We start from the raw sequence: 13,665 nt of genomic DNA, 5'->3' as shown, positions 1-13,665 counted from the left end.
GGCGCCGCGCCGGGGCGGGTGTAGGAAGGTGCGGCACCCCGTCGCGCACACCGGAACGAGCCGCCCCGCATGAGCACCACCGAGCGCACGCTCGTCCGCACCCTCGCACCCGCGACCGTCTTCCTCGTCGCGCTGTGCCTGCGCCCCGCGCTGACGGCCGTGGGCCCGCTGCTGCCGCAGCTCGGCCCCGACCTCGGGCTCGGCGAGGGCGCGCAGGGTCTGCTCGGCACGCTGCCGCTGCTGGCCTTCGCGGCCGCGTCGCCGCTCGTGCACCGGCTGTCGGAGCGCACGGGCCCCGAGCGCGCGATCCTCGCGGCGCTGCTCGCGCTGGGCGTCGCGACGCTCGCACGCCCCTTCACCGGCACCGCCGGGCTGTGGCTCGCGACCGCCGTGATCGGCGTGGCGATCGCGGTCGGCAACGTGCTCGTCCCCGCCCTGGTCAAGCGGGACTTCGCCCGGCGCGTCTCGCTCGCGACGGGCGTGTACACCGCGTGCATCGTGGGGGCCGCGGCGACCGCGTCGGCGCTCGCGGTTCCGCTCGCGGACGCCACGAGCTGGCGGGTCGCGCTCGCGTCGTCCGCGGGGCTCGTGGTGCTCGTGGCCGCCGTGTGGGCGCCGCGCGCGTGGCGGGCCCGGCCCCCCGCGTCGCACGTCGTCGACCCGCACGCGGCCCCGGTGACGAGCGTGTGGCGGCAGGGCACCGCGTGGTGGCTCACGGCGTTCATGGGCCTGCAGTCCACGGTGTTCTACGTGCTGGTCACGTGGCTGCCGACCGTGGAGGTCACGCAGGGCGTGACGGCGACGACCGCGGGCGTGCACCTGTTCGTCTACCAGGGCCTCGGGATCGTCGGGGGGCTCGTGGTCCCCGCGCTGCTGCACCGCGGCCCCGACGAGCGCCTCGGCGCGGTCGCCGCGAGCGCTCCCGCGCTCGTCGCGCTGCTGGGGCTGCTGCTCGCGCCCGACCTCGTGGTGCTGTGGGTCGTCGTCGCAGGGCTCGGGCAGGGGGCCGCGCTCGTGGTCGCGCTGTCGCTCGTCGCGCTGCGCGGGCGGGACCAGCGCGAGACGGCACGGCTGTCCGGCATGGCGCAGTCGCTCGGGTACCTGCTCGCGGCCGCCGGGCCCGTCGCAGCGGGGGTGCTCACCGAGGCGACCGGGTCGTGGCGTCCGGCGCTGCTGGTGCTCACCGCGCTGGCGGCCGTGCAGGTCGGCGTCGCGTGGCGGGTCGGGCGGGCCTGACCGCCAGGACGCGTCACACCGGCTCGTCGACCACGCGCCGCAGCGGGTCGCGCAGCCGCAGCACGACCAGCGCGACGACGGCCCCGACCACCTCGCCCGCCGCGAGCGCGACCCACGTGCCCGCCGGCCCGACCGCTCCGAGCCCGAGCACCAGCGGCACCTTCACCACCACGAGCGTGCCGAGCGTGAGCAGGTAGGCCGGACGCGGCCGGCCGAGCGCCTGGAAGTACGCCGCGACCAGCGGGGACACACCCGCCGCGGCGAACCCGACCGCGAGCACGCGCAGCGCGTCGACCGCCGCGGTCCGCGTCGGCCCCGCGTCGACGAACGCCGCGACCACGGGCTCGGCGAGCGCGGCCGTCGCGGCACCCGCGAGCAGCCCGTACAGCAGGGTCGCGCGCAGCGTCAGCACACGCGCGCGCCACGTCCGCGCCGTGAGTCCCGCGCCCGCGTTGTACCCGACGACGGGCTGCATGCCCTGGCTGATGCCGAGCTGCGGCATCTGCACGAACGTCTGGACGCGCGCGCAGATCGCGTACGCCGCGAGCGCGGCGGCACCGGCGGCGCGGGACAGACCCGTGTTCACCACGACGACGAGCAGCGTCGTGCCCGCGCCCGCGAGGAACGACGGCGACCCGATGCCCAGCAGCGTGCCGACGGTCGGCGCGTGCGGGCGCAGGTCGGCGGCGCGGACGCGGTACGGGCGGCCGCGCTGCAGGAAGAAGAACCACACGCTCATGGCCGCCGACACGGCCTGACCGCCGACCGTGCCGAGCGCGGCTCCCCGCACGCCGAGCCCCGCGCCGTAGATCAGCAGCGGGTCGAGCACGATCTGCACGACGACCGGCAGGACCCACAGCAGCACCGAGAACCGCAGACGCCCCTCGGCGCGCACGAGGCTCGAGAACCCTGTGGAGACGACCGCCCCCGCGAGCACGACCACGGCGTAGTCACGCGCGTACGGCAGGGTCGCGCCGCGCGCGCCGAGGGCGTGCAGCAGCGGGTCGAGGAACGTCAGCCCGACGCCGGTCGTGGTCAGGGCCGCGAGCCAGAACACCGTGAACGCGTTGCCGGTGGCGCGTGCCGCTCCGGCGGGGTCGCCCGCGCCGAGCCGCCGCGACACGACCGACGCGGCACCGACGCCGAGCGCGGTCGCGAGCGCCCCGAGCGCGAGCAGCAGCGGCGCGACGAGGTTGACGGCCGCGACCGCCGTCGGCCCGACGCCGCGTGCCACGAACCACGCGTTGGTGAGCGCGTAGACGCCGTACACGCCCACCGAGAGCGTGGTCTGCGTGCACGCGTGCCACAGCAGCCGCCCGACAGGTCGTGTGCCGAGCGCGGTCGTCGCGGCGACCCTCTCTCCCGCGTCGGGGCCGGCGGTGCGGCCGGCCGTGGCGTCGTCCGCCGGGCCGGGTGTCGCGCCGGTGGTCGCGCCGGGCGCCGCGCCGCTGGTCACGGCGACGGTGCACCCGCGAGCACGCGGTCGACGGCGACCGCGACGTCGGACGGGTCGGGCGGCTCGGTGTCGAGCGCGCGGTGGATCGTCATGCCCTCGATGAGCGCGTCGAGCAGGCGTGCGGTCTGCGGGTCCACGTGCCGCTCGAGCGCGCGGCGGCTGCGTGACATCCAGTCGTGCGTGAGCCGCCGGAAGCCGGGGTCGCGTGCGGCGAGCGTGTAGAGCTCGTGGGTGAGCACGAGCTCGTGCGGGTCGGTGAGCACGTCGACGCTGATGAGCGCGATCACGGCGTCGCGGGCCGCGGCGCGGTCGGGCGCGGCGGCCATCGCGTGCTCGAACCGGTCGCTGACGCGCCGGGTGAAGCGCTCGAACGCCTCGCGCAGCAGCGCGTCGACGTCGTCGAAGTGGTAGGTGATCGACCCGAGGGGGACGTCGGCCGCGGCGGCGATGCGGCGCGTCGAGGCGCCGGCCACGCCGACCTCGCCGATCACCCGCAGGCACGCCTCGACGATGCGGTCGCGCCGCTGGGGGTCGTGCCGTCGGGCACGCCGCTCGGCCACGCGGGGCCTAGGCGATCTCGCGGACGACGCGCGCGGGGTTGCCCACGGCGACGACGTTCGCGGGCAGGTCGCGCACGACCACGGACCCGGCGCCGACGACCGTGTTGTCGCCGATGGTCACGCCCGGGCAGACGATGACTCCGCCGCCGAGCCACACGTTGTCGCCCAGCACGATGGGCAGCGCGGCCTCGAGCTTGTCGCGGCGGGGCTGCGGGTCGACGGGGTGCGTCGGCGTGAGCAGCTGGACGTTCGGGCCGATCTGGCAGTCCTCGCCGATCGTGATGCGCGCGACGTCGAGCGCCGTGAGGTTCGAGTTGACGAACGTGCGCGCGCCGACGTGGACGTTCTCGCCGTAGTCCACGGCGAGCGGCGGCTTGACGTACGCGCCCTCGCCGAGCGACCCGAGCAGCTCGGTGAGCGCCTGCCGGGCGGCCTCGTCGTCGCCGGCGACGGTCGCGCGGTAGCAGGCGTCGGCGAGCGCGAACGCGCGGCGCGCGAGGCGCTCGTTCTCGGGGTCGTCGGCGATGTACAGGTCGCCCGCGAGCATGCGCTCGCGGTTCGTGCGCGGGTCGTCGCCGAAGTGGTCGCGCGTCGTCATGTGGACGATCGTACACATCGATGCGTACGCTCGACCGCATCGGCGTCGAGCACCGCGCGCCCGCCCCCCCGACCTCCCGTCGACGACCACCCGGAGCCCCATGCCCGCCCCCGTCACGCGCACCGCCCGCCGCGCGCGCGTCGCCGTCTCGGCCGTCTTCCTCGTCAACGCCGTGCTCTACGCCAACCTCGTGCCCCGCCTGCCCGAGGTCAAGGACGGCCTGGGGCTCAGCAACGCCGCGCTCGGCACCGCCATCGCCGCGATGCCGCTCGGCGCGCTGCTCGCCGGGCTGCTCGCACCGCTGCTCATCCGCCTGCTCGGGTCCGCCGCCGTCGCGTCGTTCGGGCTCGTCGCGCTCGCCGCCGCCGTCGCCGTCATCCCGCTGTCCGGCAGCTGGTTCGCGCTCGCCGGGCTGTTCCTGCTCGCCGGCGCGCTCGACGCGGTCGTCGACGTCGCGCAGAACGCCCACGGGTTCCGCGTCCAGCGCCTCTACGGGCGGTCCATCGTCAACGCGTTCCACGGCCTGTGGAGCGTCGGCGCCGTGCTCGGCGGCCTGCTCGGCTCCGTCGCCGCGGGCCTCGACGTCCCGCTGCCGCTGCACGTCGCCGTCACGTCCGTCGTCTTCAGCGTCGTCGCCGTCGTCGCCCACCGGTTCCTGCTCCGCGGCCCCGAGGACGCCGAGCGCGACGCCGCCCCCGCCGACGAGCACCCCGGCGCGCGCTCGCTACGGCACGTCGCCGGGCGCACCGTCGCGCTGCTCGCGGCGCTCGGCGTGCTCGCGGCCGCCGCCGCGTTCGTCGAGGACGCCGGCTCGTCGTGGGGCGCGCTGTACCTGCGCGGCGAGGTCGGCACCGGCGCCGCCGCCGCGGGCCTCGCGTTCGTCGCGCTGCAGGTCGCCATGACGGTCGGACGCCTCACGGGCGACCGCGTCGTCGACCGGTTCGGCCAGCGACGCGTCGCCCGGGTCGGCGGCGTGCTCATCGCCGGCGGCATGGGCCTGGCGCTCGCGGTGCCGTCGCTCACGACCACGCTCGTCGGGTTCGCGCTCGCCGGGCTCGGCGTCGCGACGCTCGTCCCGGCCGTCATGCACACCGCCGACGAGCTGCCCGGGCTGCCCGCGGGCGTCGGGCTCACCGTGGTCAGCTGGCTGCTGCGCGTCGGGTTCCTCGTGTCCCCGACCCTGGTCGGCGTCGTCGCGGACGCCGCGAGCCTGCGCGTCGCGCTGCTCGCCGTCGTCGCGGCCGGCGTCGTCGTGGCGGGCGTCGGGCGCGTGCTCGTCGCGGGTGCGCCGCGGGACGACGACGCGACGCCCGTCGTCCCCGCCGGGCCGGCCGCCGCACCCTGAGCCCACGGCGGGCCGTGGGGCCGGTCGCACGGGAGTCGACGTGACGTCGCAGGCAGGATGACGTGATGGACCCCGCCCCCACGCTGCACGTCCGCGGCGCGCTGACCGACGCCGAGCTCGAGGCCCTGCACGCGACCGCGTTCGGGCACGACCCGGGCGCCACGCCCTGGGGTCGCCGCCTCGCGCAGCACAGCCTCACCTGGGTCACCGCGCGGCACGACGGCCGGCTCGTCGGCTTCGTCAACGTCGTCGGCGACGGCGGCGTGCACGCGATCCTCCTCGACACGTGCGTCGCACCCGACGTGCGGGGGCGCGGGGTCGGCCGTGCGCTCGTCGCCGCCGCGGTCGAGCAGGCGCGCGCCGCCGGGTGCCGCTGGGTGCACGCCGACGACGAGCCGCACCTCGTGGCGTTCTACGAGGACGCGTGCGGGCTGCGACCGACCGCCGCCGGGCTGGTCCGGCTCGTCTGACGCGGACCGCCCGCGCCTCGGTGGCGCGCGGACCCCGTCACGCGGGGCGCCAGGTCTCCAGGACCTCGTGCAGGTCGAGCTCGTCGAACATCTCGACGGGCGCCACCACCCCGACCGCCACCTGCGAGCCGTCCGGCAGGTCGGCGTAGACCCACTCGGCGCGGTGCTCGACCGTGCGGCTGCCGACCAGCACGTCCTGCAGGTAGCTCAGGTGCGCGGCGTCCTGCACGCCCGGCCACGTCAGGGGCGTGCGCTCGCCGTCGTGCGCGCCGCGCTGCGACTCCTCCGAGCGCAGCGCGGCCTGCGCGCTCTGCGCCGGCGTGCGCGTCGGGTCGGTGTCCCGCGCGACGGAGATCGCGGCCCGCGCGCCGTCCTGGTCGCCGCGCCGCACGACCCACGACGCGGTCCGCGCGTCGTCGTCGCCCGGCTCCTGCACCATCTCGAACCCGCCCGGGACGTCGAGCACGACCGGGCCCAGCGGCAGGGTCCGCCACTCCTCGGGCGCCTGGGCCACGGGCGCGAGCGTCGGCTGGGCGGCCGGCGTCGTCACCGCGTCGGCCACGGGCGCGGCCGTGCCCGGCGACCCCGTGCCCGACGCCCCCGACGAGCACGCGGTCAGCCCCAGCGCACCGAGCAGGGCCAGCGCGACGCCGGTGCGGACGATCCTCATGGACGAGCTCCTCGGGGGACGGGCGCGACGCGCGGCGAGGGGGTGGGCGGGCGCGTCTGCGGACCGTGACGTTACCGGCAACCCGCCCACGCCCGCGCCCGGGGACCGCCCCGCGGGACCGCCACCGGCACCGGCGCCGGTGGCCCCGCCGTCCGTGCGGCGCGAGGATGGACGGCGACCACGCGGCACGCGCAGGAGGCACCATGGGCACGGTCACGATCGGCGTCACCGGGGCGACCGGGCAGGTCGGCGCGCGCGTCGCGCGGCTGCTCGACGAGGCCGGCGCGACGCAGCGGCTGCTGGTCCGCGACCCCACGAGCGCACGTCTCCCGCACCTGGCCCGGCCGGCGGAGGTGGCCCGCGTCGACTACGCCGACCGAGCGCTGTGCACCGACGCGCTGCGCGGCGTGGACGCGCTGCTCATGGTCTCGGCGTCGGAGAGCGCGACGCGCGTCGCGGAGCACGTGGCCTTCGTCGACGCCGCCGCCGCGGCGGGCGTGCGGCACATCGTCTACACGTCGTTCGCGGCGGCCTCGCCGGACGCGACGTTCACGCTCGCGCGGGACCACTTCACGACCGAGCAGCACCTGCGCGCGTCGGGCGTCGCGTGGACGTTCCTGCGGGACACGTTCTACCTCGACGTGCTCGAGGACTTCGTCGGCGCCGACGGTGCGCTGCGCGGCCCGGCCGGTGACGGGCGCTGCGCGTTCGTCGCCCGCGCGGACGTCGCACGGGTCGCCGCGACCGTGCTGCGGGACCCGGCACCGCACGCGGGCCGCACGTACGACCTCACGGGCCCCGAGGCGCTCACGCTCGCCGACGTCGCGCGCGTCATCTCCGACGTGCGCGGGCGCCCGGTGCGCTTCGTCGACGAGACGCTCGACGAGGCGTACGCGTCGCGCGCGTCCTACGGCGCCCCGGACTGGCAGGTCGACGCGTGGGTGTCGACGTACACGGCGATCGCGAGCGACGTCATGGCGCAGGTCACGCAGGACGTCGAGGACGTGACCGGAGCGCCGCCGATCACGTTCGCGGACGTGCTGCGCGAGGGCTGAGCGAGGTCCGAGCGGCCCGGCGTCGGCCTCCGCCGCCGACGCTCGACGTGGTGTGCGGCGACGCGGTCACCAGGCCGCCGCAACTCCCCGCACCGTGTCTCCGAGGTGCCGCGCGGTGGTCGTCCGGCGACCGGGAGCACGGGTCGCCGAAACCTCGTCTTCGCAGGTCAGGCACCCGGATTTTCCGAGATCAGCCTCACAGGCCCCGCACTTCCGCCCGGTCCCACGCCTCGCCTAGCGTGGCGGTCGCGAAGGGGAGTAGTCCGGTCGGCCGCGAGGCCGGCAGCGGTGGTCGACATGCTGGCGGTGACGCCCGGTCACCGCGCCACGACGGTGGACGAGACCTTCGACCAGTGGACACCGCTGGTCGAGGCCGTCGACCCCTGACCGTCGCACGGCCCGACCACGCCCGACGTGGAGGCAGCACCGTGCAGACACCCCTCGACAACGCCGCGCCGCCCGGCTCGCCCTCGCGCGTGGTGGACCGCGCCGCCGTACGCACGCTCGCCCGGTCCGCCACGATCGCGGTCGCCCTCGTGCTGCCCGCGCTCGTGCTGCGCGCCTCGGGCGCGCACCTCGACCCGCTCGTGCAGCTCGCCGTGTTCGGCGTGGCGGTCGTCGCGGCATCGTTCGTGCTCGCGTGGGCGGCCGAGGCCGCGCAGGTCGACGTGTCCGGCGGGCTGGCGATCGCCGTGCTCGCGCTCATCGCGGTGCTCCCCGAGTACGCCGTCGACCTGTACTACGCCTACACCGCGGGCAGCGACCCCACGTACGTGCAGTACGCGGCGGCCAACATGACGGGCTCCAACCGCCTGCTGCTGGGCCTGGGCTGGCCGCTCGTCGTGCTCGTCGCGCTGTTCGTCGCCTCCCGCACCACCGGAGCGCCGGTGCGCGAGCTCGCGCTCGACCAGGGCAACCGCCTGGAGCTCGGCTTCCTGCTGGTCGCGGGGCTCGTCGCGTTCGTCATCCCCGCCACCGGGCACATCCACCTGGTGCTGGGCCTCGCGCTCATCGCGTGGTTCGCGTTCTACATGGTCCGCCTCACGCGCGGCGAGGCCGAGGAGCCCGACCTGATCGGCACCGCCGCCGCCGTCGGGGCGCTCCCCCGGCGGGCGCGCCGCATCACCGTCGTCGCGCTGTTCGTGCTCGCCGCCGGCGTGATCCTCGCGTCCGCGGAACCGTTCGCGGAGTCGCTGGTCGCGTCCGGCACACGCCTGGGCGTCGACGAGTTCCTGCTGGTGCAGTGGCTCGCGCCGCTCGCCTCGGAGGCTCCGGAGTTCATCGTCGCCGTGCTGTTCGCGTGGCGCGGCAAGGGCACCGCGGCGATCGCGACGCTCATCTCCTCGAAGATCAACCAGTGGACCCTGCTGGTCGGGTCGCTGCCGATCGCGTACCTCGCCGGCGGCGGCACCGCGAGCCTCGTGCTCGACGCCCGCCAGACCGAGGAGATGCTGCTGACCGCGGCGCAGACCCTCATGGGGATCGCCGTGCTGCTCGCGCTGCGGTTCCCGCGCTGGTCGGCGTGGGCGCTGCTCGCCCTGTTCGCGGTGCAGTTCCCGGTCACCGGCACGCACGGGCGGCTGGTCCTCGCGGGCGTCTACCTGGTGATCGCGGCGGCCGCGGCGACCTACCACCGCCGGCACCTGCTGCCGACCCTCACGGCACCGTTCCGCAGCGCGGTCGACGAGGCTCCCGCGCACGGGGACTGACGCCCGCCCGCCGCACGGTGCCGGCGGCTCCCGAGCGCGGAGACGTCCGGCACCACCGCCCGCACCGACGCCGCACGCCGGGACGGCGCGCCCGACGACGGACGACGGCGACCGGCTCAGGCACCGTCCCGCGGCGCCGGGGTCGTCGCGAGCCGCTCCTCGAGCCGAGTGAGCTGCGCGCGCAGCGCGACGACCTCGGCGAGCACCCGGGCGTCCGCGTCGGGGCCGGGCTCGCGCTCCTCGTCATGCCTGCGGTTCATGGCCTCGACCGTGACGGCGACGAACAGATTGAGCACGACGAACGTCGACACGACCGTGAACCCGATGAAGTACGCCCACGCCCACGCCTGCCGCTCGGCGATCGGCACCGCGATGTCGGCCCAGCCGTCGGCGACCATGATGCGGAACAGCGACGTCACCGACCGGGACAGGTCGCCGAAGGCCTCCGGCGCCTCGGCGGCGAACAGCGTCGACGCGCTCACCGCGAACACGTAGACCACCATCACCAGCAGCCCGCCGATCGCGGCGATGCCGGGCACCGCTGTCGCGAGCGCCGAGATCACCATGCGCATCGAGCGGACGGTCGACAGCAGGCGCAGCACGCGCAGCAGCCGCAGCACGCGCAGCACCTCGGACCCCGCGCTCGCGGGGATCAGCGCGACCACGACCACGAACAGGTCGAACAGGCTCCACGGGTCACGGAAGAACGCCCGCCCGTCCGCGTAGATGCGCAGCACGACCTCGACGACGAACACGCCGACGACCACGTGGTTGACGGTCTCCAGCACGGGTCCTGCCGTGGCCATCACGCGCGGGAACGTCTCCAGGCCCAGCACGACCGCGTTGAGCACGATGAGGCCGATGATGGCGCGCTGGAACGGTCGGGCCTCGACGAGGCGGCGCACGCGGGCGCGCGGATCGGTCGGCATGGCCACCGAGGGTAACGACCCGGCAGGGCGCACCCGTGACGCCCCCAGGCCCGGCGTCCGCCCGACGCCCGGCGGACACCCGGACGGCACGAGCCGCGCCGGACGGGGACGTCGGGCTCGCCGACGGACGCGGCACACTGACCTCGTGAGCGAGACCGGGGCCCTGCACCACGTCGAGCTGTGGGTGGCCGACCTCGAGACGGCCACCACCTCGCTCGGGTGGCTGCTCGAGCGCCTGGGGTACGCGCGCGACGACGCGTGGCCGACGGGCGGCACGTGGCGCCGCGGCGGCACGTACGTCGTGCTGGAGGCGGGGCCCGACGTCGTCGCGGGCGCGCACGAGCGGCGCCGCCCCGGGCTCAACCACCTCGCGTTCCACGCGGGCACCCCCGCCGACGTGGACGCGTTGACCGCCGAGGCCCTCGCGCACGGCTGGTCCCTGATGTTCGCCGACCGGCACCCGTGGGCGGGCGGCCCGGACCACTACGCGGCCTACCTGGAGGACGCGCAGGGGTTCGAGGTCGAGCTCGTCGCGAGCACCCCCGCCACCGCCCACCCCGAGGAGACCCCGTGACCGTCGCGCTCTGGATCGTGAACGGCCTGCTCGCGCTCGCGTTCGCGGGCGCCGGCGTCATGAAGCTCGTGCGCCCGCGCGAGGCGCTGCGCACGTCGGGGCTCGCGTGGGTCGAGGACTTCTCGCCCGCCGCGGTCAAGCTCGTCGGCCTCGCGGAGCTGCTCGGGGCGCTCGGCCTCGTGCTGCCGCTCGCGACCGGGATCGCACCGGTGCTGGCCCCGGTCGCGGCGACGGCGCTCGCGGTGACGATGGTCGGGGCGGTCGTGGTGCACGTGCGGCGGCGCGAGCCGGTGGGCCCGGCGGTCGCGCTGCTGGCGGTCAGCGTCGTGAGCGCCGTGCTGGGGTTCGTCGTCGTCCTGGGCTGACGGGCGCGGGGCCGGCGGCGCGACGACGAACCGTCAGCCCTGGCCCAGCCGCCACGGGTGCCGCGCGTCGGTAGCCGCGGGACGCTCCGCGACCTCGACCGCGTAGGTCGGTCGGTCGTCGGGCCCGGCGACGACGCCGCGGTACACGTGCCCGGTCATGTGGCACCACACCGGCAGGTCGACGGGTGCCACGGGGTCGGTGGTGACGAGGTGCACGACCGTGCCGGGGGCGAGCGTCGTGACGCGGTCGCGCAGCAGCAGCAGGAGGCGCGCGCAGCCCAGGTCCCCGCCGTCGATCGTCACGACGCCTGCGTGCTCCGCCACGGGACGACGGTAGTCGTGTGCGGGCACTACCCCGCACGTGGCTCGCAACTTTCGAGCACGTCGGACGTCTCCGCGCTCCTCACCGGCGTGCGTCGGCGACGACGCCGCACGCTCCCGACTGAAACGCTTCATCGCCCGAACGGGGCGCGGCGGTCGCGCTCCCACGTTGCAGACTCGCTCGATAACGGTATCCACGCGGGTCGACGACGTCCCGCGTGGCACCGCCCGGGGCGGCCACCCGCACCTGCCGGACCGCAGCGCAGGCGCAGCCACCCTCCCCCGGCCCTCCGGATCGCACGCACAAAGGAGTCGCGAGATGTCCGATACTTTCGTCCCGGCTCGGCGCCGTCAGCGCCGGTCGTTCCGCTCCGCCGTGAGCGCCGTCGCCTCGGCGGCGCTGCTCGCCGGCACGGTCGCGCTCGCCACGCCGGCGGCCGCCGAGTACGTCAACAGCAACAAGACCGGCACGCAGGGCGGCTACTGGTACTCCTTCTGGACCGACTCGCCCGGCACGGTGTCCGCCAACCTGAACGACGGCGGCAACTACACGACGCAGTGGTCCAACACGGGCAACTTCGTCATCGGCAAGGGCTGGGAGAAGGGCACCGGCCGCGCCGTCTCCTACTCGGGCCAGTTCAACCCGTCCGGCAACGCGTACCTCACGCTGTACGGCTGGACCACCGGCCCGCTCGTCGAGTACTACATCGTCGACTCGTGGGGCACGTACCGCCCGACCGGCACGTTCAAGGGCACCGTCACGTCCGACGGCGGCACGTACGACATCTACGAGACGACGCGGTACAACGCGCCGTCGATCGAGGGCAACAGCTCGACGTTCAAGCAGTTCTGGTCGGTGCGGCAGTCCAAGCGCGTGGGCGGCACGATCACGGCCCAGAACCACTTCAACGCGTGGGCGTCGAAGGGCATGCAGCTCGGCACGCACAACTACCAGATCCTCGCGACCGAGGGGTACCAGTCGTCCGGCTCGTCGAACATCACGGTCGGCTCGACCACGGGCGGCGGCGACAACGGCGGCGGGAACAACGGCGGCGGCAACACCGGCGGCGGCGACTCGGGCAGCAACACCACCAACGGCTGCACCGTCAGCTGGACCCGCGGCGAGAGCTGGGGCGACCGCTTCAACGTCACCTACACCGTGACCGGCCGGTCCAACTGGTCGGTGACGGTGTACCCCAACACCGGCCAGTCCATCCAGAGCGCCTGGGGCGCCAACCGCAGCGGCAACACCTTCACCCCGTCGGGCTCCAACAGCTTCGGCGTCACCTACTACAAGGGCTCCCAGAACATCAGCTACATCCCCTGGGGCATCTGCTCCTGACGCCGGGCGCTGGATCGCCCTCTCGCCGCGAGAGGGCGATCCGGCACCCGCCCCACCCGCGAGAGCGCAATCCAGCACCATCCGCAACCAGACCGGATCGCACTCTCACCATGTGAGGGCGATTCAGCACCGTCGTACTGGCCCGTGCGCGACCCGTCGCGCCCCTCCCCGAGAAGAGGTCTTCCCCCGTGTCCCGAACCCTCTCCCCGCGTCGCGCGCTGCGTGCGCTGTCCGGACTCGCGACGGTCGGCGTCGTCCTGGCGGGGGGCCTCGCGCTGGCCCCGACCGCGAGCGCCGCGTCCTGCTCGGCCGGCTACGTCGCGCTGACGTTCGACGACGGGCCCACCGCCGCGACGACGTCGCAGATCGTCTCGACGCTGCGCCAGTACGGCGCGTCGGCGACCGTCTTCCCCACGGGCCAGAACGCGCAGAACAACGCGTCGCTCATGCAGACGTACAAGAACGCCGGGCTGCAGATCGGCAACCACAGCTGGGACCACCCGCACCTGGTGAACATGAGCGAGTCGGACGTGCGGTCGCAGCTGTCCCGCACGCAGCAGGTCGTGCAGCAGACCGCGGGCGTCACGCCCCAGGTGTTCCGCCCGCCGTACGGCGAGGTCAACCAGACGGTCCGCTCGGTCGCGTCGTCGCTCGGGCTCACTGTCGTGACGTGGGACGTCGACTCGGCGGACTGGAACAACGCGTCGGCGTCCGCGATCCGGCAGGCCGCGCAGCGGCTGCAGCCCGGGCAGGTGATCCTCATGCACGACTGGCCGGGCGCGACCGTGCAGGCCCTCCCGGGGATCCTGCAGGACCTGCAGGCGCGCAACCTGTGCGCGGGGCAGATCTCCCCGACCACGGGCCGGGCCGTCGCGCCGCTCAACGGCACGCCCGGCGGCGGCGACAACGGCGGGAACCCGGGCACCGGCAACGGCACGGACTCGGGCAGCAACACCACCAACGGCTGCACCGTCAGCTGGACCCGCGGCGAGAGCTGGGGCGACCGCTTCAACGTCACCTACACCGTGACCGGCC

Annotated in this window: 15 protein-coding genes; 9 read left to right on the top strand and 6 right to left on the bottom strand. The window is 75.4% G+C overall.

Features of this window, described 5'->3' with window-relative positions:
* Window positions 1-69 precede the first annotated feature (69 nt).
* Window positions 70-1,236, top strand: a complete 1,167-nt coding sequence (locus CS2_RS01040; protein WP_070318510.1) for an MFS transporter — start codon at window positions 70-72, stop codon at window positions 1,234-1,236.
* Window positions 1,237-1,249: 13 nt separating this feature from the next.
* Here CS2_RS01040 and CS2_RS01035 read toward each other — a convergent pair whose 3' ends face one another.
* From CS2_RS01035 to CS2_RS01025, 3 genes are read right to left on the bottom strand one after another with little or no spacing between them, the layout of a single operon-like run.
* The gene (locus CS2_RS01035; protein ID WP_082739611.1) at window positions 1,250-2,692 is read right to left on the bottom strand and encodes an MATE family efflux transporter; all 1,443 of its coding nucleotides are present in this window, start codon (window positions 2,690-2,692) and stop codon (window positions 1,250-1,252) included.
* Window positions 2,689-3,252, bottom strand: a complete 564-nt coding sequence (locus CS2_RS01030; protein ID WP_070318509.1) for a TetR/AcrR family transcriptional regulator — start codon at window positions 3,250-3,252, stop codon at window positions 2,689-2,691. The genes CS2_RS01035 and CS2_RS01030 overlap by 4 nt, the downstream gene beginning before the upstream one ends.
* Window positions 3,253-3,259: 7 nt before the next feature.
* A complete protein-coding gene (locus tag CS2_RS01025; RefSeq protein WP_070318508.1) occupies window positions 3,260-3,850 on the bottom strand; it encodes a sugar O-acetyltransferase in 591 nt (196 codons plus the stop codon).
* A 100-nt stretch (window positions 3,851-3,950) separates the two neighbouring features.
* Here CS2_RS01025 and CS2_RS01020 point away from each other — a divergent pair, with 100 nt between their 5' ends.
* Both CS2_RS01020 and CS2_RS01015 read left to right on the top strand, forming a co-directional pair.
* Window positions 3,951-5,195, top strand: a complete 1,245-nt coding sequence (locus CS2_RS01020) for an MFS transporter (RefSeq protein WP_070318507.1) — start codon at window positions 3,951-3,953, stop codon at window positions 5,193-5,195.
* Between the two features lie 65 nt (window positions 5,196-5,260).
* The gene (locus CS2_RS01015) at window positions 5,261-5,665 is read left to right on the top strand and encodes a GNAT family N-acetyltransferase (protein ID WP_070318506.1); all 405 of its coding nucleotides are present in this window, start codon (window positions 5,261-5,263) and stop codon (window positions 5,663-5,665) included.
* Window positions 5,666-5,702: 37 nt separating this feature from the next.
* On the opposite strand, the gene CS2_RS01010 is transcribed toward CS2_RS01015, so the two are convergent.
* Window positions 5,703-6,335, bottom strand: coding sequence for a hypothetical protein (locus tag CS2_RS01010; protein WP_070318505.1), 633 nt, complete (start codon window positions 6,333-6,335; stop codon window positions 5,703-5,705).
* Window positions 6,336-6,538: 203 nt separating this feature from the next.
* On the opposite strand from CS2_RS01010, the gene CS2_RS01005 reads away from it, so the two are divergent.
* The gene (locus CS2_RS01005) at window positions 6,539-7,390 is read left to right on the top strand and encodes an SDR family oxidoreductase (RefSeq protein ID WP_070318504.1); all 852 of its coding nucleotides are present in this window, start codon (window positions 6,539-6,541) and stop codon (window positions 7,388-7,390) included.
* A 428-nt stretch (window positions 7,391-7,818) separates the two neighbouring features.
* The gene (locus tag CS2_RS01000) at window positions 7,819-9,099 is read left to right on the top strand and encodes a calcium:cation antiporter family protein (RefSeq protein ID WP_217997344.1); all 1,281 of its coding nucleotides are present in this window, start codon (window positions 7,819-7,821) and stop codon (window positions 9,097-9,099) included.
* A gap of 116 nt (window positions 9,100-9,215) precedes the next feature.
* On the opposite strand, the gene CS2_RS00995 is transcribed toward CS2_RS01000, so the two are convergent.
* Window positions 9,216-10,028 (bottom strand): ion transporter, encoded by an 813-nt coding sequence (locus CS2_RS00995; RefSeq protein ID WP_070318503.1) that lies wholly within the window; start codon window positions 10,026-10,028, stop codon window positions 9,216-9,218.
* Between the two features lie 145 nt (window positions 10,029-10,173).
* Here CS2_RS00995 and CS2_RS00990 point away from each other — a divergent pair, with 145 nt between their 5' ends.
* The gene (locus CS2_RS00990) at window positions 10,174-10,602 is read left to right on the top strand and encodes a VOC family protein (RefSeq protein ID WP_070318502.1); all 429 of its coding nucleotides are present in this window, start codon (window positions 10,174-10,176) and stop codon (window positions 10,600-10,602) included.
* Window positions 10,599-10,967 carry a DoxX family protein gene (locus CS2_RS00985; RefSeq protein ID WP_070318501.1) on the top strand — a complete coding sequence of 123 codons (369 nt, stop codon included), beginning with the start codon at window positions 10,599-10,601 and terminating at the stop codon, window positions 10,965-10,967. Before CS2_RS00990 ends, CS2_RS00985 begins: the two co-directional genes overlap by 4 nt.
* Before the next feature lie 33 nt (window positions 10,968-11,000).
* Here the strand turns inward: CS2_RS00985 and CS2_RS00980 are convergent, their stop codons facing one another.
* Window positions 11,001-11,291 carry a sulfurtransferase TusA family protein gene (locus tag CS2_RS00980; protein ID WP_070318500.1) on the bottom strand — a complete coding sequence of 97 codons (291 nt, stop codon included), beginning with the start codon at window positions 11,289-11,291 and terminating at the stop codon, window positions 11,001-11,003.
* 316 nt (window positions 11,292-11,607) lie between these two features.
* Between CS2_RS00980 and CS2_RS00975 the strand changes: the two genes are divergently transcribed.
* Both CS2_RS00975 and CS2_RS00970 read left to right on the top strand, forming a co-directional pair.
* Complete coding sequence (locus tag CS2_RS00975; RefSeq protein WP_070318499.1) at window positions 11,608-12,630, top strand: glycoside hydrolase family 11 protein; 1,023 nt, start codon at window positions 11,608-11,610, stop codon at window positions 12,628-12,630.
* A 188-nt stretch (window positions 12,631-12,818) separates the two neighbouring features.
* A partial coding sequence (locus tag CS2_RS00970; RefSeq protein WP_233421020.1) for a polysaccharide deacetylase family protein occupies window positions 12,819-13,665 on the top strand: 847 nt, incomplete at its 3' end.

Origin of the sequence: Cellulomonas iranensis NBRC 101100 = JCM 18110 (assembly GCF_001552375.1) — a bacterium.
Lineage (GTDB): Bacteria > Actinomycetota > Actinomycetes > Actinomycetales > Cellulomonadaceae > Cellulomonas > Cellulomonas iranensis.
This window is presented reverse-complemented; position numbering and strand designations above follow the sequence as displayed.